Here is a 22,887-nt window from a genome sequence, read left to right on the forward strand (position 1 = left end):
ATGCCCTCCTAGTGTACAAACGGCTCTAGGCCTGACAAACGCATTTTAGGTTCAAATGCAGGTACGTTACGTGGCGCTATACCCGCTACCGCATTAGCGATTTCGCGAATGTGGTCTGGCGTACTACCGCAGCAACCGCCTACGATATTCACAAGCCCTGATTGCGCCCATTCTTTAATGTGCTCGGCCATTTCTGGCCCTTCCATATCGTACTCACCAAACTCGTTAGGTAGGCCAGCATTGGGGTGTGCCGAAATAAAGCATTCACTGATTGCCGCCACTTCATCCACGTATTGACGCAATAAGTCGGGGCCAAGGGCGCAATTTAACCCGAAAGAAAACGGGCTGATGTGACGCATCGAATAATAAAATGCCTCGGCGGTTTGCCCCGATAATGTGCGCCCTGAAGCGTCGGTAATTGTGCCAGACACCATAACAGGTAAAGACTTACCTAGCTTTTCAAACACCGACTCCACCGCATAAGCTGCGGCTTTGGCATTTAATGTGTCGAAAATAGTTTCTAACATGATTAAGTCTACGCCGCCTTCAATGAGTGCCTCGGTAGACTCGCTGTACGCATCGACAAGTTCATCGAACGTTACGTTGCGTTTACCGGGGTCATTTACATCTGGCGAAATCGAGGCTGTGCGATTTGTTGGGCCCAAAACGCCTGCCACGAATCGCGGTTTGTTTGGCGTTTTCGCAGTAAACTCGTCAGCGGCTTTTCTGGCCAACTTGGCCGCCGCCACATTGATGTCCCGCGAATGGGCCTGCATGTCATAGTCGGCCATAGCAATTGTGGTGGCGTTAAAGGTGTTTGTTTCAATGATATCAGCGCCTGCTTCGAAGTAGTCGCAGTGAATTTGATAAATAATATCCGGCTGAGTAATAACCAGCATATCGTTATTACCTTTTACGTCACAGTGCCAATCTGAGAACTGTGTTCCGCGGTAATCATCTTCTTCTAATTTGTGACGCTGAATCATAGTGCCCATAGCGCCATCAAGAATAAGAATGCGCTCTTTAGCGGCTTTTGTAAGCGTTGTCTGCGCGCTAGATATTGTATTTTTGCTCACGTGCTACCTCTTTGGCTGTGACTTTTCAGCAAGCTGACTTAAATCGTAAGGCGTGGTCTGATAAACATAATAATTCAGCCAGTTTGTAAACAATAGGCTGCCGTGCGACCGCCACTGTACAATGGGAGACGTGGCTGGGTCGTCTCCTTCAAAATAATTTTTCGGAATGGGCGGTGTTTGGCCGGCAGCAATGTCGCGTAAATACTCGTCTTTTAGTGTATCAGGGTCGTATTCTGGGTGGCCGGTAACAAATACCATGCGCTTGTCTTCAGAGGCGACAATATAGGCGCCTACCTCATCAGACTCTGCGACCACGTTAAGCCCGTCAACACTGTTGTACAACGAAGTATCGATATGCCCGTAGCGTGAATGGGGGGCATAGAATGACGGATCAAAGCCTCTTAATAACTCATTATTTGGATCGTTAACTTTGTGCTTAAACACCCCTGAAAACTTTTCATCTCGCAGTTCGCGGGTAATGCCGTAAAAATGGTACATGGCTGCATGGGCCGCCCAACACAGATAAAGCGTCGAATTTACGTGGCGCTGCGCCCACTCCAAAATAGTGGTCATGGTTTCCCAGTATTTCACTTCTTCGTAATCGATAAGCGCTAATGGGGCGCCGGTAACAATAAGGCCATCATACTTTTTGTTCGCCACCGACGAAAAGTCATGGTAGAAAGCGTCCATGTGCGACTGAGGCGTATTCTTGGGCGCCTGGTTGTCTATGCGGATCAAATCCACATTTATCTGTAGTGGCGTGTTTGAGAGCAGACGCAGCAGTTGCACTTCTGTCTCAATTTTATTCGGCATTAAATTTAAAATACCCACTTCAAGAGGACGAATATCCTGGTTAGCCGCCCTGTCCATGTCCATGGTAAAAATGTTTTCACCTAGTAGTACATTCTGTGCGGGTAACTGCTCAGGAATACGAATTGGCATAGAGGGCTCCAGTGATAAATTACAATACCCGTATTGTGTCTATAACTGGGAATATGTCAACATCTTTACGTCTAGACGTCTAAACGTTTTTTTTGAGTAACGTAATGGAGGGACTTTCTCGTCGATAGAAGCGAATTGGAATGATTAATCACCTTCTGCCAATGTTTTTAGCTGTGTTGCTTGTGCACCATCACCAACATTTCAGCTTCGGCACGCGGAATGTCACACGCTTCAATGATTTCATCAATACTTGCCCCTTGCTTCACTAGTTCCGCGGCACGTTGATATAGACGCAGTGAAGGGTCTTGAAGCTTCAGCTCACGAACATGGTTTTCAATATCGGTTTGCTTTTCTTCTAGTTCTTTCAGGTGGCGTGTAATAACAAGGGTTCTTGCCTGCGCTTCAGTTTGCTGATTATTGGCGTTATTAGCTATGGCTTCTACGCGTAAAATAGCTTCTGCGTTTTTATTTTCACAATCATTTAGCGCGGCGCGAAGTGTACATACATGCGAGTAAATTACACCTATAGCAACGATAAGTATAAGGATGAAAACGCATAATACAATTTCTAACACGGTAGGTGCAGCGAGCTGCCAATCCATGGATATAACCCTTGGGGAAACGCAGGAGGCATGACTAACCATGCCGCCCGTTCATTTATTTAGATGCTGCTAAGCTCATCCCACTCTTCATCACTTAGCAACTTATTGAGATCAACAAGTATCAGTAGTTCACCGTCTCGGTTGCTCACGCCTTGAATAAACTTAGCGCTTTCTTCCGTGCCCACGTTAGGGGCACTATCAATCTCTGAAGACTTCAGATAAACCACTTCTGCCACGCTATCTACAAGGATACCGACTACCTGTTCGTCAGACTCAATTATAACGATACGCGTATTGTCAGTAATTTCTGTTGGCGGTAAACCAAAACGCGCGCGAGTATCGATTACCGTCACAACGTTACCACGCAGGTTAATAATACCTAATACGTAGTCGGGCGCACCGGGAACTGGGGCTATCTCGGTATAACGCAATACTTCTTGTACTTGCATTACGTTAATACCATATGTTTCATCACCTAGGCGATACGTTACCCATTGAAGGACTTCGTCGTTACTGTCGGTGGCATTGCTATTTATTCTTTCGTCGCTCATGAACCTGGCTCCCGATACTATGGCGTCTGGTCGTTACTGCCTAAGCCTTTGTTAAGCATAGATATTAATTCTTCAACGTCAATTAACGCGCACATTTTCTCTTTAACCATCCCCGCTAACCAGGGACGTTTACCTGTGGACTCGCGCCATTTAACGTCATCGGAGGTCAAATTGACCGTATTTACAAGCTTTTCGCTTGCCAAGCCCCACACACTCTCTCCTAACATTATAAGATATCGGTAGTTGAGCGATTGTGCGAGGTTTTCATCATATTTTTCTGGCATCACCCATTTAGCTGAGTCAACTACATTTAGTTTAGCCTCTCTATGCAACATTACACCCATAAACCAATCGGGTTTGCCAAACAGCGGCCCAATCTTTTCAATTTGATGAATGCCGCCTAATGTAGTTAATGGTACAGCCAAGGTTAAACCAGCGACCTCAAAGAATAGCGCTTGAAAACGAAAACCGAGAGTATCCTTTAGTGGAATTTTTGTTTTGTTTGCGTCACTTAACGCGGTTTCATTTTGACTCTCTACTTGAGGTTCTATTGCCGATGCCGCTTCGTCTTCAGAAACCTCTACTTTTTCTGTCTCGATAAAAGCGGTAACTTTTTCGGCGATTACGGTTTGTGGGTCAGCGCTCGTAGAGTCAGCCTCTGTTTTCAACTCGTCTACATGAGTCAGTGCCGACTCAGTCATCTGTTGAGACGCTTGTTCAAGCAATTTAGCCGTGCGCGCAGTGACATCTTCAGGTGTCTCTGGTTCTTTGAGAAGGCTATCTAAGTAGGCCTCCATCACTTCTTCACGGGCGAAAGGCGATTGCTTGCTCATTTTTGTATTAATTCTCCAGTACGGCTAACAGCTTTGCGTAGGCTGACACACCACGAGTTTTAGGGTACGCCGCCGAAATTGGCAGCTGTACTAAACTGGCGTCTCTAAAGTGAGTATCTACGGGAATAACCCCTTCCCACACACGCTCTCCGTAGTCGTTTATTAATCGTTTGCGCGATGCTAACGCTGCGTTTGTGCGCTTATCAAACATAGTGGGAATGATGACTGTATCAAATGATTTATTCAAAGAGCGCCCCATTATTTCCATGGTGCGGATCATTCTGTCTAAACCTTTTAATGCTAGGTATTCCGTTTGCGTTGGCACAATAACTTTGTCACATGCCGCGAGTGCATTCACCATCAATACGCCTAGCACGGGAGGACAATCGATAATCGCTACGTCAAATTCATCTGCTATCTTGGCGAGCGCTTTTTTTAACACCAAGCCCATGCCTTGTTCACTACCCATGGTTCTGTCTAATGTAGCCAGTGCCATGGTGGCAGGAAGCACATATAAGTTGTCCAACTTAGTGGGACAAAGGCAGTCCATTACATTATCGGCAGAAAGTGCGTTTGATTGAATAAAAATGTCGTAAACTGAATGACTTGTCGCTTCGGCGTCAATGCCGAAATAATAACTCAGTGATGCGTGAGGATCAGTATCGATCATCAGCACTCGCTTGCCCTGTTGCGCAAGCAACCCGCCAAGGCTTACTGTTGTGGTTGTTTTTCCCACGCCGCCTTTTTGATTCGCTACTGTCCACACTTTCATGATTTATATTCCGTTAGTGTCCAAGCCGCTATCGCATTTCGGCTTGAACGCAACTGCTAATATCGTCAATATTAATGCTTTTACTTGATATATTAGCAGCGGCTACGGCTTGGGGCATGCCATACACCACACAGGAGTCTTGGTCTTGTGCCCAAATAGTCGCACCTTTGTCCTTCAGCATGCGGCACCCTTCTTTGCCGTCTGCGCCCATGCCTGTCAAAATGACGCCTAATACATCTCCCCCATAGGCTTTGGCCAGCGAGCTGAACGTTAAATCAACGCTGGGCTTATAATTAACCTTGTCGCTCGCACTTGCATCGACAATAGCTATACGCTTATTCGCGCCTATGGTTTCTAACAACATCTGTTTACCGCCCGGCGCTAAATAAGCGTGGCCCGGCTCCACTATATCGCCATGCTCAGCTTCTTTTACTTTTATATTGCAGTTTGAATCTAAGCGCTGAGCAAATGCCGTGGTAAATGTGCCCGGCATATGTTGGACAAGAAAAATGGGATATGGAAATTCTGCAGGTAGTGGTGACAGCACTTTTTGTAGCGCCACAGGACCACCTGTAGATGCACCTATCGCCAAGCATTTATATTGCTTTCCCGTCGCCCTTACAGATGAGACGGTGGGCTGTTTTGCCGCGTCTTTATGGCCAGAAAGTAACCCCGATGTTTTAAAAAACGCCTGCTTGGGTGCGTTATCCGGTAGCTTTCTTGTTTCTGTGGCTCTAAAAGATGGACGCTTAAGGCCAATACCTCGACGCGCTATTAACCTAACTTTAGTACATAATAAGCGCGATGCATCTTTTCTATCTTGAGCAATATCTTCAAATTTTTTCGGCAAGAAGTCGAGTGCACCGGCTTCTAGTGCATCGAGTGTAGCTTGCGCTCCATGATGAGTAAGCGAAGAGAACATGAGGATCGGCGTAGGCCGTTTTTCCATGATAGCCTTTACCGCCGAAATGCCGTCCATTACGGGCATTTCCACATCCATTGTTATGACATCAGGTTTAAGTGCCTCTGCTTTTTCTAAGGCATCGCGCCCGTTTCTTGCTTCCCCAACAACTTCAAGCTCTCTATCATCGTCGAGTATTTCTTTTACTCGACGACGATAAAATGTCGAGTCGTCCACCACTAGGACTTTAAAGACCATGGATTATTATTCCTATTAATTCATCGCCTTACTTGATGGGTTTACGCGCGTACCGTTTTAGCAGGCTCGGAACATCTAAAATAAGTGCAATCCCGCCATCTGAAGTAATGGTTGCTCCCGCCATACCCGGCGTGCCTTGAAGCAAAGCATCAAGAGGTTTGATTACCACTTCTTCTTGACCTATTAGCGCGTCTACGACGAATCCAACTTGTTGTGTACCAATTTGTACTACAACCACGTGCCCTTTTTCTCTATTAATATCTTTAGGGCCACGAATTAGCCATTCGCCAAGGAAGAACAACGGAATTGCCTTTGAACGAACTATCATTGTTAGTTGGCCATCAACCGTGTTGGTCTTTTTGATGTCCATGTTTATTATTTCGTTCACCGCACCTAATGGTAACGCAAAGGTCTGTTTTCCTACAACAATCATTAACGTAGGCAAAATAGCTAAGGTTAGAGGCACTTTTATTTCTAACCTGGTCCCTTTTCCTAACTGAGAATCAATGTTTACGGTACCGTTTAGCTGGTTAATTTTGGTTTTAACCACGTCCATACCGACACCACGACCAGAAATATCGCTGATCTCTGTCTTCGTTGAGAAGCCCGGTGCAAAGATTAGATTGAACGCCTCAACGTCTGACATACGCGCTGCCGCATCTGCATCGAGAACGCCACGGCTAATGGCAATTTCCTTGAGCTTTTCGGCATCCATCCCTTTACCATCGTCTTCGATGGTAAGTAAAATATGATCGCCCTCTTGGGAAGCAGATAATTTAACCGTTCCCATACGAGGCTTACCTGAAGCGGCGCGATCATCAGGCATTTCAATACCGTGATCGACCGAATTTCGAACCAAGTGAACTAATGGGTCTGCCAGAGCTTCTACTAAATTTTTATCTAAATCAGTGTCTTCACCAACAAGCTCTAAAGTAATCTCTTTCTTCAAGCTTCGCGCTAGGTCACGTACAACACGGGGGAAGCGGCCGAAAACCTTTTTAATAGGCTGCATGCGGGTTTTCATCACCGCACCTTGGAGGTCGCCAGTCACTACATCTAAGTTCGCAATGGCTTTCGACATGCTTTCGTCGTTGCTGTTTATGCCTAAGCTGATTAGCCTATTTCTTACCAATACTAGCTCGCCCACCATGTTCATAATTTGGTCTAGACGCTTAGTGTCGACCCGCACCGTGGTTTCAGCCGGTGGGGCTGCGGCAGCTGCCTTTTTATCATCTTTCTTAGGCGCTGGGCTAGCCGCTTTGGGTTTCGCGGTTGAGCCTGGCTTAGATGGTGCGGCTGAATTTGACGTAGGCGCAGCTTTAACAGGTGCTGCTTGTTTAGCCTTCTGAACAGCTTCAGTCGCCGCTTTATCTACTGGTGGCTCAGGTGAAATAGGCGCTGTGCTTTGTTGCGTAGGGCCTTGACCTGAACCATGCAGCTGATCAAGAAGTGCTTCGAACTCATCGTCAGTAATTTCTTCATCGCTGCTTGAGTTCGATGGTGCGGGCGCTACCGGTGCTTTAGGTTCAGAGGCAGGAGCAGCGCTAGTTGCGAACTGGCCTTTGCCGTGTAAATCGTCGAGAAGCGCTTCAAATTCTTCGTCGGTGATATCGTCGCTATCGCCGCCAGCGGTCGGTGTCGTGGGTGCTGAAAGTGATGCTGGCGCGACTGATGGCTTACTTGCTGAAGAAGATTGACCTGGCGCATTTGAACCATGAAGTTCATCGAGTAACGCTTCGAATTCATCTTCGGTTATTTCGTCAATACCACCGTCGCTTGTGCCGCTAGGCACTTGCGCTGTAGGTTCTTCAATGACAAGTTCAGGCTCCGCAACAACTGACTCAGGTGCAGTGGCTGACTCTTCAGAGGCGCCAAAAATGTTTTCATCTGGCGTTTCCGGGCGACTTAATTTGTGCAATAAGTCGACAAGGTGTGCATCTGCAGGTTCGAGTGGATCGCGAGCTTTAACCCGCTCAAACATCTCTACCACCACGTCAGTGGCCTGCAAAATAATATCCATCAGTTCTGGGGTTAGGGTTCTTTGTCCATTGCGCATTACGTCAAAAACGTTTTCTGCACCGTGACAAATTTCTACTAACTCTGTGAGCGAAAGAAAGCCCGCTCCACCTTTAACTGTGTGATATCCACGGAAAATTGCATTCAGCAAATCCGCATCTTCAGGATTGTTCTCAAGATCAACGAGCTGTTCTTGTAATTGTTCAAGTATCTCTCCAGCCTCAACCAGAAAGTCCTGTAATATATCCTCGTCAACATCAAACGACATGCGCCCGCTCCCCTAAAAACCTAAGCTAGACAGAAGATCATCTACGTCATCTTGGCCAGAAACGACATCATCGCGTTTCTCGGCGTCAATAATTGGGCCTTCTGCCTCTACACCATCAACCTTATCGGCCTTAATGCTAGATGGTTTAGTTTGTTCTTCACCTTCGCGCTCGCCAAACATGGTTAGCATATTAACTAAGCTATCTTCTACCTCTTTTACAAGGTCGATAACGCGACGGATAACTTGACCCGTTAAGTCTTGATAGCCTTGAGCCATCAATACTTCGGTAAGTAACTGTGTAAGTTTAGCTGACTGAAGCGAACCGTCTTCCAATAATTCGTCTAAATCTGCACATAACGCTTTGAACTCGCCCAACTCGATTTGGCGGTTCATGAGCTTTTTCCACTCAGGCATCACTTTTTCGATACGCACCGACAGCATTTCCGCTATCGGCATACTCGCTTCCACAGCGTCCATTGTAGTATTAGCTGCTTTTTCGGTTTCTTCAATTACGTAGGTTAGGCGGGATTGTGCATCGGGAATATCGTCGGTAGCTAAGTTTTTGATGCGGTCGTCAATTTGAAAATTATTTAACGCGTCATGGAGTTGACGCGTTAACTTTCCTACTTCAGCAAATAGCTCAACGTTTTCCTTCATTGAGGCAGCTTCAAGTAGAGCGTTAGCAGACGCGTTGTCACCTTCTTCCAGATAGGTGACAAGCTGTTTGGCCTCTTCTAACGAAATTGGAACGTTTACATTCGTTGTCATCCAGTAAACCTCATTTATCTGGTGAGCGTCTGGATCAACCTAAACGTTCGAAAATTTTATCTAATTTTTCTTTTAAAGTTGCAGCGGTGAATGGTTTAACGACATAGCCGTTAACGCCCGCTTGTGCAGCGGCAACAATTTGCTCTTTTTTCGCTTCTGCAGTTACCATTAGTACAGGTAAATGCTTAAGTTTGTCGTCGGCTCTTATTGCGCGCAGCAAATCGATACCTTGCATTCCTGGCATGTTCCAATCGGTAACAACGAAATCAAAATCACCTTGCTGCAGCATAGGCAATGCAGTGCTTCCGTCATCCGCTTCCTGGATGTTAGAAAAACCTAAATCTTTAAGCAGGTTTTTGATGATACGTCTCATGGTTGAAAAATCGTCAACCACAAGAATTTTCATGCTTTTGTCCAAAATAGCCTCCAATGAGGGGTTAATTGTTATTAATTTCTATTCTTCGTCAGCTTGCCACGACTTCATTCGTGATTTGAGTTTTAACATGGCCTGACTGTGAATTTGGCTGACTCTTGACTCACTAACATCAAGAACTTCGCCAATTTCTCTTAAGTTCAGTTCTTCATCATAGTACAGTGAAAGAACAATTGCTTCTCGTTCAGGTAATGTCGTAATGGCATGGGCAAGCGCTTTTTGAAACGCGCCTTGCATTAAATCTTCAAGCGGCGCATCACTACCTCTACTCTGCTCAGTAGTAATTACATCTTCCGACACACCTAAATCTTCAATACCTACCAGCTTTCCCGCATTAACCTCATTAAGCATTTGGTGATAATCCTGCAAGCTTACATTAAGCTTATCAGCAATATCAGAATCTCTCGCATCGCGGCCTGTTTCGCTCTCTACCTGCGAAATAGCCTCGGTAATAGCACGTCCATTTCTATGCACTGAACGCGGGGTCCAATCGCCTTTACGTATCTCATCTAGCATAGCACCACGAATGCGAATGCCTGCGAAAGTTTCAAAGCTCGCGCCTTTCGACCCGTCGAAGTTACGCGCAGCTTCTAGCAAGCCAATCATACCCGACTGGATCAGGTCATCAACAAGAACACTGGCCGGCAATCGCGCCATCAAGTGATGCGCAATGCGCTTAACCAATGACGCATGTCGTTCGACTAACTGCGATTTATCGGTTTGTTGACGATAAGCGGCTGCCTTGCTGTTCAACGCTGACTTCCTACTGCTTTTTCTGCAACGAGTTGTTCAATAAAAAACTCTAGGTGACCGCCCGGTTGTGCCGGAATGGGCCACGTAAGGGCTCTACTCGCAAGCTGAGTAATAGCAACAGCGGCGGGAGAACCCGGATACGCATCAACAATAGCCGTTTGTTTTCTCACGGCTTTGCGGATATTCTCATCAAAAGGTACGGTTGCCACTAATTCTAGTGCAACATCTAAAAAACGCCCTGTCACTTTGCTTAATTTGCTAAATAATTCCTGACCTTCCCGTACATCGCGAACCATATTCGCCACAACTTTAAAGCGAAATACACCGTGCTCACGATTAAGAATCTTTATTAAGGCATAGGCGTCAGTTAACGAGGTGGGCTCATCGCAAACCACGACCATGATGTCTTGAGAAGCTTTTGAAAAACTCAACACCATGTCTGAAATACCGGCCGCGGTATCTACGATAAGTACATCGATTTGCGAACGCAATTCACTAAAGGCTCTGATAAGACCCGCGTGCTGCGTTGGCGATAATTCTGCCATTGATTGCGTGCCAGAGGTGGCAGGCGCAATTTTAATACCATGGGGGCCGGTGACTAACACTTCATCAAGTGTGCACTCGCCAGATAGCACGTGGGAAAGGTTTTTCTCAACCCGTAAACCTAGCATTACGTCTACGTTCGCCAGCCCGAGGTCGGCGTCGAGAACCATAACTCGCTTACCCTGCTTCGCCATAGCGATAGCGGTGTTTAGCGTAATATTTGTTTTACCTACGCCACCTTTACCTCCGGTGACGGCGATAACTTTGATTAACCGTGATTGCTTCATTTTTCTTAAGCTACTCGCTTGGTCGTCAATCATACTGCTTATGCTGTTTTAATTGCGTTGTTGCCACTAGTATGATTCAAACCGTACTTTTTATAAAGCTTTGCAGCGGCAGAAACTAAAGATTTCGCCTCCGCAATCTTAATGTCTTCAGGTACTTTCTGACCGTCGGTGACATAACTAACCGGCAGTTGATATTCTACTGCAGCGCTCAATACCTCTCCTAAAGAGTAGCATTCATCTAACTTTGTGAAAATACAGCCACTTAGTTCGATATCATCATAAGCCTTAATAATGCGCTGTAGGGCAGGATATTGTGTATTAGCCTGCGCTACCAAATATTTTTTAACTTTAGGCATTTGACCATTATCAAACTGCTTAATCTGTTTAATTAAACGGCTATCCCGTTGGCTAAATCCTGCCGTATCAATCAATACTAGACGCTTATGACGAAGTTGGAATAATAAATCCGCAAGTTCTTCACTAGTCTGCGCTTTTCTCACCGTACAGCCAATAATTTTTCCGTATGTCGCGAGCTGCTCATAGGCCGCAATTCTATACGTATCTATGGTAATCATTGCTACTGACTCTGCACCGTACTTTTGTGCATAGCGAGCAGCTAGTTTTGCAACCGTCGTTGTTTTACCTGTGCCCGTCGGTCCGACTAAGGCAACTGCACCTTGCGCACTAAGTATATCGTTTCCTGTCACATTTATGCGATTAGCCAATAGGTTAAGAAGATAAACCCATGCGTCTCGTTCATTATAGTGTGCTGGTGTATAGCTAATTAACTGACTGGCAAGTGCACTGCTTAACCCCATATCCGTTAGGCGGGTAATCAAGTATTGATGTACCGGTTTTTGACGCTTGTTTTTTGCTTCCATCAAGTCTGCAACCTGATATTGTAAAACATCGCGCAACGACGCTAACTCTTCTTTAATTTGCGCCAATTCTGCAGATTGAGAGACGGGTGCCTCGTCTAAGCTTGACGCTTGGTGGTCAGGAAACGTTGTTGCTCTACCTTCGTCTTGTGCAAGGTGCTGGCTTTCTACGTCATCAATAAAGGCTTCTGAGAAATCAAGGTGTGACGCAATTTCGTTGGCATGTCTCGCATTTGCAGACATAGGCTGATTATGGTTGGCTGAATGCGACTGCGATGCTGAAGCATTACTTGATGAAGGCGCACTACCGCCGTGCTGCTTTTCTAACAGAGCTTTTAAACTGTCGGGGCCATCATCACCGATAATCTCACTTAAGCTAGGCACGGCTTTTTGACCTGATGCTTTAGGGGTTGCTTTAGGCGATGTTTTAGGAGTGAAGAGTTTTGCTTCAGGCTCTTTATCATAGGCAGCAACAAGCTCAATGCCATCGGCAACTTTGCGGTTCGACATGATCACTGCATCACTGCCTAATTCAGCTTTAACTTGGCTTAACGCCTCACGCATATCTTTGCCGAAGAAACGTCTAATTTTCATTGCAACCTCTCCAATCACCCAGTGTCAGATTATTGACCGACCGAACTGACTATTTTTATTTGTTTGTCGTCAGGCACTTCTTGGTAAGAAAGCACATGGAGCCCAACAACCGAATACTTTAAGAAGCGAGACAGAACGGGTCGCAGCATGCCAGAGGTTAGGAGTACTGCAGGCTCTCCTTCTAACTCTTGCTGCTGACTGGCTTGCTGCAATGATTTTTGCAGCTTGTCTGCCAAACCTGGTTCGATACCAGCGCCATCTTCGCCACCTGCTTGAAGTGACTGGTGCAACATCTGTTCCAACTCTGGCGCCAAGGTTATGACAGGTATCTCTTTTGCCCCTTGGGTAATTTCTTGGACAATAAGACGTTTAAGCGCAATACGAACGGCAGAGACCAATACATCCGGGTCTTGGCTGCGAGTGCCGTATTCACTTAAGGTTTGAACAATAGTGCGCATATCGCGAATAGGCACGCCCTCAAATAGTAGGGTTTGAAGCACTTTTACCACCGTGCTTAGCGGCAAGATATCTGGTACTAAACCTTCCACCAATTTAGGGTGCTGCTTAGCCAGCATATCGAGTAACTGCTGCGCTTCTTCGTGACCAAGTAGCTGATAAGCATTGTTAGTTAACAACTGGCTGAGGTGGGTAGCCACAACGGTAGCTGCATCAACAACGGTGTACCCCAAGGTTTGCGCGTGTTCTCGTTTATTCGGCTTGATCCACACCGCATCTAAACCAAACGCAGGGTCTTTGGTGGCGCGACCTTCTAATTTGCCGAAGACCTGCCCGGGGTTGATAGCCAACTCTTCATCATGACTGATAACAGAGTCGCCAATGGTGACGCCAAGCATAGCAATGGTGTAGGTATTAGGCTCTAAATCTAAATTATCGCGAATGTGTACTGGGGGAATAAGAAAACCAAGTTCTTGGGAGAGCTTTTTACGCACCCCTTTTATGCGCGTCAACAATTCGCCACCTTGAGATTTATCAACCAGTGGTATTAATCGATAGCCGACCTCCAACCCGATAGTATCAACCTGCTGAACGTCATCCCACCCCAGCTCTTTAACCTCTGGCGCCACCGTGTCGTCTTTCATCACATTATCAGGGACCGACGGTGCCGCAGCCTTTTTCTTTTGCTGAACTGTCTGCCAATAGGCAACGCCCGCAATTAAAAACGAGAACCCTAAAAATGCAATGTGGGGCATACCTGGAATAATACCCATCACAAATAGCACGCCCGATGCAATATAAAGCGCTTGTGTGTTGCCTAATTGTCCGCGGATCTCTTTACCCATTTCTTGGGTTTCGTTTTCACGAGTAACAATTATCGCGGTCGCTACAGAAAGCAGAAGTGAAGGTATTTGAGCAACCAGCCCATCACCGATAGTAAGGATGGTATAAATTTCAATAGCACTACCAAAATTCAAATCGTGCTGGATCATGCCGATGAATAACCCGCCGACGATATTAATCAACATAATGAAAAGACCGGCGACCGCGTCACCCTTTACGAATTTTGACGCACCGTCCATCGAGCCGTAAAAATCGGCTTCTGCGGTGATTTCTTCTCGGCGCTGACGGGCTTGGTCTTGGTCGATATAGCCGGCGTTCAAGTCGGCATCAATTGCCATCTGCTTACCTGGCATGGCGTCCAAAGTAAAGCGAGCACTTACTTCAGATATACGCCCGGCACCCGCGGTAACCACTTTGAAGTTAATAATTAGAAGAATAGCAAAAACAACAATACCCACCGCATAGTTACCACCGATAACCACTGCTCCAAAGGCCTCGATAACCTTACCTGCAGCATCCCCCCCTTCGTGCCCATAAAGCAGAACAACACGGGTAGACGCTACGTTCAATGCCAGTCTCAGTACTGTAGCGATAAGCAACACAAGCGGGAAAATACCGAAATCGACAGGTTTTTGTGTGAGTACTGCCACCAAAATTATGACCAGAGACAAGGCAATATTAAAACTAAACAGCACATCTAATAAGAACGGCGGCATAGGTAAAATAACCATGCCCATTATGGCTAAGAGGACGATAGGCGCGCCTAAACCACTGGTGAAATTTTGCAGCTGATTTTTATCGAAACGCTGAAGATAACCGGATAACTGCATTGCGTATTGTCTCTCTATCAGAAAATTGACGCTTAATTCTATTCTGATAGGCGGGTTTCAACATACGTGCCAGCTTTAGCAAACACCTTCTGCAGCAGCACTAACTGCCTAAATTAACGGCATTTCTTATTTTAACAACCGTCCATTTTCCCGCATCTTTTTCATGCTAACTTGGCGGGGAAGGCTGTGTTATCGGCGATACTCGGGAGGGATGGGCAGATCCCGTTTCAATGGCTTGGGACGTTTACCTTTACCTGCTCTGTGAGCTTTAAGCTGATACACGTGGGCGAGAACTTGCGCTACCGCCATAAACAAGGCGTTGGGTATTTCATCATCCACTTCTGTGGAATAGAAGATTGCCCGCGCTAACATAGGAGAAGGAATGAGCGGAACATCATTCGCTGTGGCTATTTTTCTGATATGCATGGCCAACTCATCGGCGCCTTTTGCGACAACCACAGGTGCCCTAATTCCTTTTTCATCGTATTTAATGGCCACTGAAAAATGGGTAGGGTTAGTCACCACGACATCAGCTTGAGGGACTTCTTGCATCATTCTTTTCGTTGCAGACTGATACTGCAATCGACGGATACGCCCTTTAACCATGGGGTCGCCTTCAGCATTTTTCCTTTCGTCTTTCACCTCCTGCTTGGTCATCTTCATTTCTTTGTTGTGCTTATACATTTGATAAGGCACATCGATGAGCGCGATGGGGATCATGCCACATACTAGAATGAGAAAAGCCCATTTAAGTATGTCCATAGCGTGAAACAGGTTGCCCGGATAAAGCTCCATATCTAAATGCAGCGCTTCATCTTCAAAGAACAGCAGCGCGCCAATGGCCATGCCGATAATAACCACTACTTTTGCAATAGACTTAAGAAGCTCAACTAAGCCATTGGTGCCAAACATGCGTTTGAAGCCTTGAATCGGGCTCATTTTAGAGCCTTTAGGCTTTGCCCCTTCCCACGTAAAGTTAAAACCGCCAAGGGCAATAGAGCCGTAGATCCCTGCAATCATTGCGACAACCATATATAGCAGTACGGCAGGGCCCACTGCTGAAAATGCCTCGCCCCACGCGCCAAACATGTGGGTGATATCATAGGTTTCATCACGAGATAAAATGAACATTCTGCGGGTAAGTTTAAATACCGACTCCGCTATCCAGCCACCAACAAATAGAAACATGACGGCACTGACTATTAACACCAAGGTGGTAGATAGTTCACGGGAACGGGCTAGCTGCCCTTTTTTTCGGGCATCATCGAGTTTCTTCCCCGTGGGGTCTTCTGTTTTTTCGCTTGAATCTGCCATGCTCGAGTCTGTTCTTCTCTGTTACGAGTTTACTCACCTAACCTGATCGCAGTCATACCATATTCTGCGAACGACGCGTATTGCTTGTCTAAGGACAAATATTCAATAATTCACACATAAACTGTTCAGCCCTAAACCATTGGGTTTCAAAGTGCGCAGTAAAGTTATCTAGCGTTATCCAAATAATCAGCAGCCCCATTAGCTGAGCAATGGAAAAACCAATGCTGAAAATGTTCAGCTGTGGCGCAGCTTTTGTCATTACACCAAAGGCCAAATTAACAATTAACAGCGAGACGATAGGCGCCAATGAAAGCGTAATAGCGGAAACGAACATCCAGCCTCCCCAATGGGCAATATCGCGAAACTGTTCGCCTGTCCACCACGCCTCGCCGATTGGAAAAGCCTCAAAACTCATCACTATCATTTGAATCATCGACAAGTGGCCGTCGAGTGTCCAAAACAACAAGGTCGCTAAAATAAGGTAAAACTGCCCGACCGCCGGCACGTTAATACCATTAACCGGGTCGACAATCGAAGCAAAGCCCAAACCGGTTTGCATGGCGATGATCTGCCCTGCTAACACGAAGGTGTTCAATACCATCATCGAAATAAAACCAATAGCGATGCCTATCAGTAATTGTTGAATAACAATTAAAAAGGTACCGACACTCACTAAGTTTTCAATAGGTGAAGGAGGTACAACCGGCATAATGACAAGGGTTAGCATTATTCCTAAAAGCGCCCTAACCTGCGGAGGGATAGACTTTGCACTTAAGCCAATCATAGCTACAAACAGCCCGCTTATACGCATAAAAGGTAAGAGCATGTCGGCAAGAAACTGATTGATAGTGGCGAGTTCGACTTCCACGAATTAGACCTTCTAGCCTACAACCTGAGGGATCATATCGACCATTCTAAAGGTGAAATCCATCAGTTGTTGTACCAGCCAGTTCCCCCCCCAACTCAATGCCAATAGCGTAACGAGTAAGCGAGGCAGGAAACTCATGGTTTGTTCGTTGATACTGGTAGCGGCCTGAAATACAGCGACGACCAAGCCTACAATCAAGCTTGGAACAATCACCGCCGATACCAGCACGATTACCATAAACATGGCTTCTCGCAGTATCTCTACAAAGACTTCTGGTGACATAAGCCCTCCTAGACGCCCATACCGAAACTCGTCGCGAGTGTGCCGAAAATGAGATTCCAGCCGTCCACCAGTACGAATAACATGAGTTTGAAAGGTAAAGATACAATCATGGGGGATAGCATCATCATACCCATAGCCATCAATATTGAAGCTACAACCAAGTCGATAATAAGAAACGGAATAAACAGCATAAAGCCAATTTGAAAGGCGGTTTTAAGCTCGCTGGTTACAAAGGCTGGAATAAGAATAGTCAGCGGCACTTCATCTGTATCAGCGTATTTTCCCTCGTCTCCCGCTATTCGTACAAAGGTCTCTAAATCTTTAACACGGGTTTGGGAAAGCATAAAAGCGCGCATAGGGCCCTTTGCCTGTTCCAGTGCATCTAAACTTGTAAGCTGTTCATTGAGGTAGGGCTGTAAAGCCCGCTCATTCACTTCTTCAAACACCGGCGCCATGATAAACATAGAGAGAAATAAGCTTACCCCAATGAGTATTTGGTTCGACGGTGACTGCTGTAAACCGATTGCCTGACGCAAAATGGACAACACCACAATAATCCGTGTGAACGACGTCATCATCATGATAAAGGCGGGTATTAAACTGAGCGCCGTCATAATGAACAGCGCTTGTAGTGTCATGGTGTAGTCTTGAGAGCCATCTTGATTTGTCGTAACTGTAACCGCTGAGATGCCCTGTTGCGCATACACTGGCTCTACAAATAAAAGTAATGGCAGGGTTAAAAGTAGCCAGGCAAACTTACGCATCGCTCGATTCTTCCTTCGGTTTATTCTTATCCATATTAGGGTTGAGTTTACCCGCCATCGCCGCTACGAGCTTTTGCTTAAAAGCATCGGCTCCATTTTCTTGTTCACCGGTTGACTTGCTCATCCCTTTAGCAGGTATATCGAGATTTTTTTCAAGCTTACTTAGATGAGAAATGTTGTGACCGGTGATGCCAATTAGGTGCTGCTCATCGCCCACCTGAATGACCATTATTTTTTCTTTGGTCCCCACCACCATACTCGCCGCCACTTTCATTTGGTTGTTTCCCATCGCAGTGACATTAAATCGACGCATAACATAGGCTAACGCAAAAATAACGCCGACAACCAGCAACAAAGATAGGAAAATTGACAGTACGGACGTGGGATTGGTAATTGACTGGGTCGACTGAGCGACAGCTAGCTGGCTAAATAAAAGGGGCAGCAAGGCGCAACCCCTTAGTATATAAGAAGTTTTATCTGAGCTTCTTGATTCTCTCAATTTGACTAATAACATCCGTTAATCGAATACCGAATTTGTCGTTGACCACTACTACTTCACCATGAGCAATCAACGTGCCATTTACTAATACATCTAATGGCTCACCGGCAACACGATCCAGCTCCACCACAGACCCTTGGTTCAACTGTAGCAGATTTCGGATACTTATTTGACTACGACCTACTTCCATTGAAATAGTCACGGGAATATCTAGGATCGTATCAAGCTTTTTCTTTTCTTCTTGGGTGATCGGCGCATCGTCGGTTAACTCGTCAAGTTCGGCAACCTGAACATCTTCGTTGTCACCGGCTTCTTGATCAGCTTCAGATTCGGCTTGCTCGGCCATGGCCGCAGCCCAATCGTCCATACCATCTTCACTCATGGGAACTCCCCTCTACCTTACAGGTCTTCTTCGAGTACTTGCAGTTCTGCGTCATTATCTATAATGCGCCCACCGCGGGTTAATAACTGTAGCTCAGACTTCACTGAAGTCGGTCTTGCAATTTTTTCTACTATTTTAAGCGCCAAGTTATCTCGGCTTCGGCCTAACTTAGCCCTAAACGTAGGTAAATCTTCGATTAGCACTGTGATAGTTTCGGGCATTTCCACCGGAATTATATCGCCTGGCTTAAACTCCATCACATCGCGTAAAGGCACATCGACATCCAACATGTGGGTAGTTAATGCCACTTTCACATCCATAATTTCGTCGCGAAGCGCTTTGCTCCAGCGCAAGTCCGTATCTTCTTTATCGCTTTGAACACCGGCGTCTAGCAGTTCGCGTATCGGTTCTAGCATTGAGTATGGCAACGACACGTGGAAGTCGCCACCACCACCGTCTAACTCTATATGAAACGAGCTGATAACCACTACTTCGGTGGGGCTTACAATGTTTGCCATTGCCGGGTTGACTTCCGAATCTAAGTATTCGAAAGACACGTCCATGACCGGCGCCCATGCTTCTTTATAATCTTCGAAAATGATTTTAAGCAGCATCTGAATAATACGACGTTCCGTAGGCGTGAATTCTCGGCCTTCGATTTTTGCATGATAGCGGCCATCGCCACCAAAGAAGTTGTCTACCAAAATAAAAACAAGACGCGCTTCCATGGTAATGAGCCCAGTTCCCTTAAGGGGACGGAAGCGCACCATATTTAGGCTGGTCGGAACAAATAACGTATGGATGTATTCGCCGAACTTAATCATTTGAATACCGTTAATCGATACTTCAGCAGAGCGGCGCATCATGTTGAATAAACTCACCCGCATATGGCGCGCGAAGCGTTCATTCACAATTTCGAGCGTAGGCATTCGCCCACGCACAATTCTGTCTTGCGAGGAGAAGTCGTACTCGAGCGTAGAAGCATCAGAGTCGCTATCGCCAACCTCTTCCTCTTCTACATCATCTACCCCGTGTAATAGGGCATCGATTTCATCTTGAGATAATAAATCACTCACCGTCTTCTACCTTACCAAATCAATGCATTACTGCATGACAAAACCAGTAAACAATACGCGCTCTACCACGTCGCTACCCGTAATGTCTTTTAATGCTTTTTGGACTTCACTTACCGCTTGCTCGCGAAGTTCTATTTTGCCCGCCTCAGTGACCAAATCGTCTGCATTAGATGTGCTAAATGCCTGTAGCAATGTACCTTCGATAAGCGGTATGTGCGTTTTCGCTAACTCTTCATTGTCAGAACCTCGTACCAATAGCTGAACCTTTATCTGCACGAGGCGGTCTCTTCCCGACCCAGGTACGTTAAAAACGAAGGGGCGAGGCATAGCAACATAAAGTGCGGTGCCCATTTCGGCATTTCCTGGGCCAGCGGCTGGTGCGGTAGCGGCTGCGGCTGCAGCATCAGTTTCAGCAAGCTGCTCAGCCGCGGGCTCATCGCCACCTGCGAACAGTAGGAAATAAGCGGCAGCTCCGCCCCCAACAAGAACGACAGCAATGATAATGATCAACATCATTTTGCCTTTCTTTTTACCGCCGTCTTCTACTTGTAATTCTTCATCAGCCATGTGTAACTCGTCAGTAGTCCTAGAAAAAGCGTATTATCAAGGTTCCTTCAAAAATGGCAATGCCATTGTTTGTATATGCTTATCTTTATCTAAGAAGTTAGAAAGCAATTTACAGGTTTTGCAAGGCACTCATTGATAATTACATCAACCATAGCAGCCTGGGGTTGTTCTCACCATGCTACCTATTGGTAATTGTGGTGCCGCCTTCAAAACTCACAGACCTACGCATAAAAATCGATACCGCCCTTCGCTGCACGCGTAACGGGCTGTTCAATAACACGTGTACCTTCCATTTCGTCTAGGCCGTCATTTTCTCCACGCTCGCCACGGCCTTGATTAGCCTCTCCTGCAAGTTGCTGGCCATTTTCATTGTTCGACGAGTTATCTTTTCGCACTTCGGCATCACCTAACTCAATGCCCTGCTCTGACAGCATATCTCTCAGTTTCGGCATGGCCTCTGCCAGTGCGTCTTTTGCTTGCTGTGACTGCACCACAAAGCTAACGCTTGCGGCGTCTCCCGCAACGTTAACGCGAACCTGCATACTGCCAAGCTCAGGCGGGTCTAAGCGAATTTCTGCCATCGTGTTTCTAGCATTAACCATCCAGCGAATTTTCTCGTTAAGCTGTTGCTGTCCTTCGCTTTTATGAATATTGACCGCTTTATCAAAGCCTTCAAATTGCTGCTGAGTTTTTGACGCTTCAGCGCGAAGCTGACTATTTTCCTGCATAACGGTGTCAGTTTGCGCCACTAGACCTAAAATAGCGTGTTGTGCACTTGCTTGTGTCTGCGACATTAAGTTTAAAAACTGACTCGCCTGACTATCTACTTTGGCAGTCATAGATGCCACCATTTCAGTACTCACCGCCGCGTCTTTTGCCGCGTCAGCCACGATACCACTTAAGTCAATACCCGGCTCTCTGCCCTGCTCAACTTGCTGCTGAAACTCATTAATACCGGCTATGATATTCGCCTTAACGGCCTGTTGCTGTTGACCGCTGGGCATGGTTGTAACCATGCGTTCTGCGAAGGCTTCTGTTGCTTTCTGTGCACTTTGAGGCGAAAGCTCACTGATAGCCGTTAGCAAGTCAGATGGTATTTCTGTCGCTTGCTGAGACTGATCTATCACAGCGCTTTGCACATTTGTACTTGATTGAGCTGATACGCCTGCTGCATTGGCAGCGTTGGCACTGTTAGTTTCACCGCGACTAATGACGCTACCATTAACACCTTGCGTGATGGTAGGATCGCTAGCTAACTCTGTAAGGGTTTCATCAATTAACGCCTCGCTTTCTTCAGCGCCCTCTTCTTGCACGTTATTAAGTTCATCGGCGATCAAACTTAGAATTAACGACTCGTCCGTTGCAAGTTCTTTTAAATCAAGAGCTTCGGCATCTAGCTCGTCCGTTCCAAGTTCTTTTAAATCAAGGGCTTCGGCATCTAGCTCGTTAGATGCAAGTGCGCCTGCATCAACAGGATTACTTGTCTCTTCAGCACTGCTACTTTCCATGAGCTTCGCCAAAAGTGCCGAAAGGCTATCTTCACTTTCTGCTTCACCGTCAGTTGAAAACTGTTGAATTGTTGACGGTTCAAATGACGTGTCACTACCGTTGTGTTCGCCTTCACTACTTTGCTTAGATAACAGGGAAGCTAACGCACTAAGCGTTTGCTTTGCTTCATGTGACAGGGCGCTATCGGAAAATTTTTCTAAGCTAGCTTCACCCTCGCTATTTAGCTGCGTAAGAAAGTGTGCAAGTAAAGAAGGCGCATCGCTAGCGTCTACGTTTTCAGGCAGTTTCCAAAGCTTCCCCGCCTCATTAACCGACAGCACATCAACGTTATCCTCGACTAACTCGGCAACCTGGCTAATGGGTGTATTCCCCTTATTATTGTCACTTTGCTGCTCACCCTTTGCCATACCGTTTACCACGGTTTCAACATAGGCAATCCAATCGGGCTCAGCCTCGTCCTCTTTAATGGGTTTTGCATCCGGCGTTCCAGGAGTGGTAATTACCCCAGCTTCAGCATCTTTTTTACCGCCTTCGCCTAAAACAAACTTAGCCTCGGTAACGCTGCGCTGTTCCACTGCCTCGCCATCGGCGACAAGCTGCTGTGCAAGTTCACTCTCTTGGGTTTCCTGAGTATCTTCAATTTCTGATCGAACGCGACCTTGTTGCGCCTCTGCCTCAGTGGCTTGTGCGCTGCTATCGTATTCGTCTGCCCGGTCTGTCACTCGGTGATTATCGGGGAGGTCCGTATGGCCGGCGTCTTTATCTTTTGCGTTTTTAGCCATTTGTTCAGAAGCAGCTCGGTCTTGAGCTCGGCTGCTCGGAGTCTGACTCGACTTATCATTAAGCACGAAGTCTGAGCGCGAAGCTTTAGCATCTTGATAAAGTCGATTAAATGCCTGATTATTTTCGCTATTAGCATCTTGTTGTGAACCGATTCCAGTCTCTACTGCTTTTGCTGTGCTAGAGGCAGAAAAGGGTAATGCGGCAATGTCTGTTTTTTGTGCGGCAACTTGTTGCATAAT

The 22,887-nt window shown here is 46.3% G+C and carries 23 protein-coding genes; all 23 read right to left on the reverse strand.

Annotated features, from left to right (window positions below; all coding sequences use genetic code 11):
- Positions 1-8: 8 nt before the first annotated feature.
- A complete protein-coding gene (locus tag ACTRWF_RS05685) occupies positions 9-1,076 on the reverse strand; it encodes a homocysteine S-methyltransferase family protein (protein WP_012517691.1) in 1,068 nt (355 codons plus the stop codon).
- Positions 1,077-1,079: 3 nt separating this feature from the next.
- Complete coding sequence (metA, locus tag ACTRWF_RS05690) at positions 1,080-2,018, reverse strand: homoserine O-acetyltransferase MetA (protein WP_015066493.1); 939 nt, start codon at positions 2,016-2,018, stop codon at positions 1,080-1,082.
- 167 nt (positions 2,019-2,185) lie between these two features.
- Positions 2,186-2,620 carry a DUF2802 domain-containing protein gene (locus ACTRWF_RS05695; RefSeq protein ID WP_012517689.1) on the reverse strand — a complete coding sequence of 145 codons (435 nt, stop codon included), beginning with the start codon at positions 2,618-2,620 and terminating at the stop codon, positions 2,186-2,188.
- 59 nt (positions 2,621-2,679) lie between these two features.
- The gene (locus tag ACTRWF_RS05700) at positions 2,680-3,171 is read right to left on the reverse strand and encodes a chemotaxis protein CheW (protein WP_012517688.1); all 492 of its coding nucleotides are present in this window, start codon (positions 3,169-3,171) and stop codon (positions 2,680-2,682) included.
- A 17-nt stretch (positions 3,172-3,188) separates the two neighbouring features.
- On the reverse strand, positions 3,189-4,004 hold the full coding sequence (locus ACTRWF_RS05705) for a chemotaxis protein CheW (RefSeq protein WP_012517687.1): 816 nt from the start codon (positions 4,002-4,004) through the stop codon (positions 3,189-3,191).
- Positions 4,005-4,011: 7 nt separating this feature from the next.
- Positions 4,012-4,776, reverse strand: coding sequence for a ParA family protein (locus tag ACTRWF_RS05710; protein ID WP_015066491.1), 765 nt, complete (start codon positions 4,774-4,776; stop codon positions 4,012-4,014).
- Positions 4,777-4,804: 28 nt separating this feature from the next.
- The gene (locus ACTRWF_RS05715) at positions 4,805-5,935 is read right to left on the reverse strand and encodes a protein-glutamate methylesterase/protein-glutamine glutaminase (RefSeq protein ID WP_348681049.1); all 1,131 of its coding nucleotides are present in this window, start codon (positions 5,933-5,935) and stop codon (positions 4,805-4,807) included.
- A gap of 28 nt (positions 5,936-5,963) precedes the next feature.
- Positions 5,964-8,219: a chemotaxis protein CheA gene (locus ACTRWF_RS05720; RefSeq protein ID WP_015066489.1), complete on the reverse strand. Its 2,256-nt coding sequence runs from the start codon at positions 8,217-8,219 to the stop codon at positions 5,964-5,966.
- Positions 8,220-8,231: 12 nt separating this feature from the next.
- Complete coding sequence (locus tag ACTRWF_RS05725; RefSeq protein ID WP_015066488.1) at positions 8,232-8,987, reverse strand: protein phosphatase CheZ; 756 nt, start codon at positions 8,985-8,987, stop codon at positions 8,232-8,234.
- A 34-nt stretch (positions 8,988-9,021) separates the two neighbouring features.
- Complete coding sequence (gene cheY / locus ACTRWF_RS05730; protein WP_012517682.1) at positions 9,022-9,405, reverse strand: chemotaxis response regulator CheY; 384 nt, start codon at positions 9,403-9,405, stop codon at positions 9,022-9,024.
- Between the two features lie 36 nt (positions 9,406-9,441).
- A complete protein-coding gene (locus ACTRWF_RS05735; protein ID WP_015066487.1) occupies positions 9,442-10,173 on the reverse strand; it encodes an RNA polymerase sigma factor FliA in 732 nt (243 codons plus the stop codon).
- A complete protein-coding gene (locus ACTRWF_RS05740; protein ID WP_012517680.1) occupies positions 10,170-11,036 on the reverse strand; it encodes a MinD/ParA family protein in 867 nt (288 codons plus the stop codon). The genes ACTRWF_RS05735 and ACTRWF_RS05740 overlap by 4 nt, the downstream gene beginning before the upstream one ends.
- A 5-nt stretch (positions 11,037-11,041) precedes the next feature.
- Entirely contained in the window at positions 11,042-12,475 is a 1,434-nt protein-coding gene (flhF, locus tag ACTRWF_RS05745) for a flagellar biosynthesis protein FlhF (RefSeq protein ID WP_015066485.1), read from the reverse strand.
- Positions 12,476-12,504: 29 nt separating this feature from the next.
- On the reverse strand, positions 12,505-14,604 hold the full coding sequence (gene flhA / locus ACTRWF_RS05750; RefSeq protein WP_015066484.1) for a flagellar biosynthesis protein FlhA: 2,100 nt from the start codon (positions 14,602-14,604) through the stop codon (positions 12,505-12,507).
- Positions 14,605-14,793: 189 nt separating this feature from the next.
- The gene (gene flhB, locus ACTRWF_RS05755; RefSeq protein ID WP_015066483.1) at positions 14,794-15,918 is read right to left on the reverse strand and encodes a flagellar biosynthesis protein FlhB; all 1,125 of its coding nucleotides are present in this window, start codon (positions 15,916-15,918) and stop codon (positions 14,794-14,796) included.
- Between the two features lie 88 nt (positions 15,919-16,006).
- Positions 16,007-16,786 carry a flagellar biosynthetic protein FliR gene (gene fliR / locus ACTRWF_RS05760; RefSeq protein ID WP_012517676.1) on the reverse strand — a complete coding sequence of 260 codons (780 nt, stop codon included), beginning with the start codon at positions 16,784-16,786 and terminating at the stop codon, positions 16,007-16,009.
- 12 nt (positions 16,787-16,798) lie between these two features.
- Positions 16,799-17,068, reverse strand: a complete 270-nt coding sequence (gene fliQ / locus ACTRWF_RS05765) for a flagellar biosynthesis protein FliQ (protein WP_012517675.1) — start codon at positions 17,066-17,068, stop codon at positions 16,799-16,801.
- 8 nt (positions 17,069-17,076) lie between these two features.
- Positions 17,077-17,832, reverse strand: a complete 756-nt coding sequence (gene fliP, locus ACTRWF_RS05770; protein ID WP_012517674.1) for a flagellar type III secretion system pore protein FliP — start codon at positions 17,830-17,832, stop codon at positions 17,077-17,079.
- Positions 17,825-18,277 carry a flagellar biosynthetic protein FliO gene (gene fliO / locus ACTRWF_RS05775; RefSeq protein WP_012517673.1) on the reverse strand — a complete coding sequence of 151 codons (453 nt, stop codon included), beginning with the start codon at positions 18,275-18,277 and terminating at the stop codon, positions 17,825-17,827. The genes fliP and fliO overlap by 8 nt, the downstream gene beginning before the upstream one ends.
- 28 nt (positions 18,278-18,305) lie before the next feature.
- A complete protein-coding gene (gene fliN, locus ACTRWF_RS05780) occupies positions 18,306-18,713 on the reverse strand; it encodes a flagellar motor switch protein FliN (protein WP_012517672.1) in 408 nt (135 codons plus the stop codon).
- Between the two features lie 17 nt (positions 18,714-18,730).
- Entirely contained in the window at positions 18,731-19,789 is a 1,059-nt protein-coding gene (fliM, locus tag ACTRWF_RS05785; RefSeq protein WP_012517671.1) for a flagellar motor switch protein FliM, read from the reverse strand.
- A gap of 27 nt (positions 19,790-19,816) precedes the next feature.
- A complete protein-coding gene (gene fliL, locus ACTRWF_RS05790; protein WP_012517670.1) occupies positions 19,817-20,356 on the reverse strand; it encodes a flagellar basal body-associated protein FliL in 540 nt (179 codons plus the stop codon).
- Between the two features lie 221 nt (positions 20,357-20,577).
- Positions 20,578-22,884, reverse strand: a complete 2,307-nt coding sequence (locus tag ACTRWF_RS05795; RefSeq protein ID WP_462835231.1) for a flagellar hook-length control protein FliK — start codon at positions 22,882-22,884, stop codon at positions 20,578-20,580.
- Positions 22,885-22,887: the final 3 nt, after the last annotated feature.

This window comes from Alteromonas sp. G5_S2_22_S1 (assembly GCF_054968525.1).

What these genes read in the sequence shown, in the direction of transcription:
- fliQ (WP_012517675.1), bottom strand. Translation starts at nt 17,068, where the DNA reads ATGTCACCAGAAGTCTTTGTAGAGATACTGCGAGAAGCCATGTTTATG.
- ACTRWF_RS05700 (WP_012517688.1), bottom strand. Translation starts at nt 3,171, where the DNA reads ATGAGCGACGAAAGAATAAATAGCAATGCCACCGACAGTAACGACGAA.
- fliP (WP_012517674.1), bottom strand. Translation starts at nt 17,832, where the DNA reads ATGCGTAAGTTTGCCTGGCTACTTTTAACCCTGCCATTACTTTTATTT.
- ACTRWF_RS05795 (WP_462835231.1), bottom strand. Translation starts at nt 22,884, where the DNA reads ATGCAACAAGTTGCCGCACAAAAAACAGACATTGCCGCATTACCCTTT.
- flhB (WP_015066483.1), bottom strand. Translation starts at nt 15,918, where the DNA reads ATGGCAGATTCAAGCGAAAAAACAGAAGACCCCACGGGGAAGAAACTC.
- ACTRWF_RS05715 (WP_348681049.1), bottom strand. Translation starts at nt 5,935, where the DNA reads ATGGTCTTTAAAGTCCTAGTGGTGGACGACTCGACATTTTATCGTCGT.
- fliL (WP_012517670.1), bottom strand. Translation starts at nt 20,356, where the DNA reads ATGGCTGATGAAGAATTACAAGTAGAAGACGGCGGTAAAAAGAAAGGC.
- ACTRWF_RS05710 (WP_015066491.1), bottom strand. Translation starts at nt 4,776, where the DNA reads ATGAAAGTGTGGACAGTAGCGAATCAAAAAGGCGGCGTGGGAAAAACA.
- ACTRWF_RS05705 (WP_012517687.1), bottom strand. Translation starts at nt 4,004, where the DNA reads ATGAGCAAGCAATCGCCTTTCGCCCGTGAAGAAGTGATGGAGGCCTAC.
- ACTRWF_RS05695 (WP_012517689.1), bottom strand. Translation starts at nt 2,620, where the DNA reads ATGGATTGGCAGCTCGCTGCACCTACCGTGTTAGAAATTGTATTATGC.
- ACTRWF_RS05720 (WP_015066489.1), bottom strand. Translation starts at nt 8,219, where the DNA reads ATGTCGTTTGATGTTGACGAGGATATATTACAGGACTTTCTGGTTGAG.
- ACTRWF_RS05725 (WP_015066488.1), bottom strand. Translation starts at nt 8,987, where the DNA reads ATGACAACGAATGTAAACGTTCCAATTTCGTTAGAAGAGGCCAAACAG.
- flhA (WP_015066484.1), bottom strand. Translation starts at nt 14,604, where the DNA reads ATGCAGTTATCCGGTTATCTTCAGCGTTTCGATAAAAATCAGCTGCAA.
- flhF (WP_015066485.1), bottom strand. Translation starts at nt 12,475, where the DNA reads ATGAAAATTAGACGTTTCTTCGGCAAAGATATGCGTGAGGCGTTAAGC.
- fliN (WP_012517672.1), bottom strand. Translation starts at nt 18,713, where the DNA reads ATGAGTGAAGATGGTATGGACGATTGGGCTGCGGCCATGGCCGAGCAA.
- metA (WP_015066493.1), bottom strand. Translation starts at nt 2,018, where the DNA reads ATGCCAATTCGTATTCCTGAGCAGTTACCCGCACAGAATGTACTACTA.
- ACTRWF_RS05740 (WP_012517680.1), bottom strand. Translation starts at nt 11,036, where the DNA reads ATGATTGACGACCAAGCGAGTAGCTTAAGAAAAATGAAGCAATCACGG.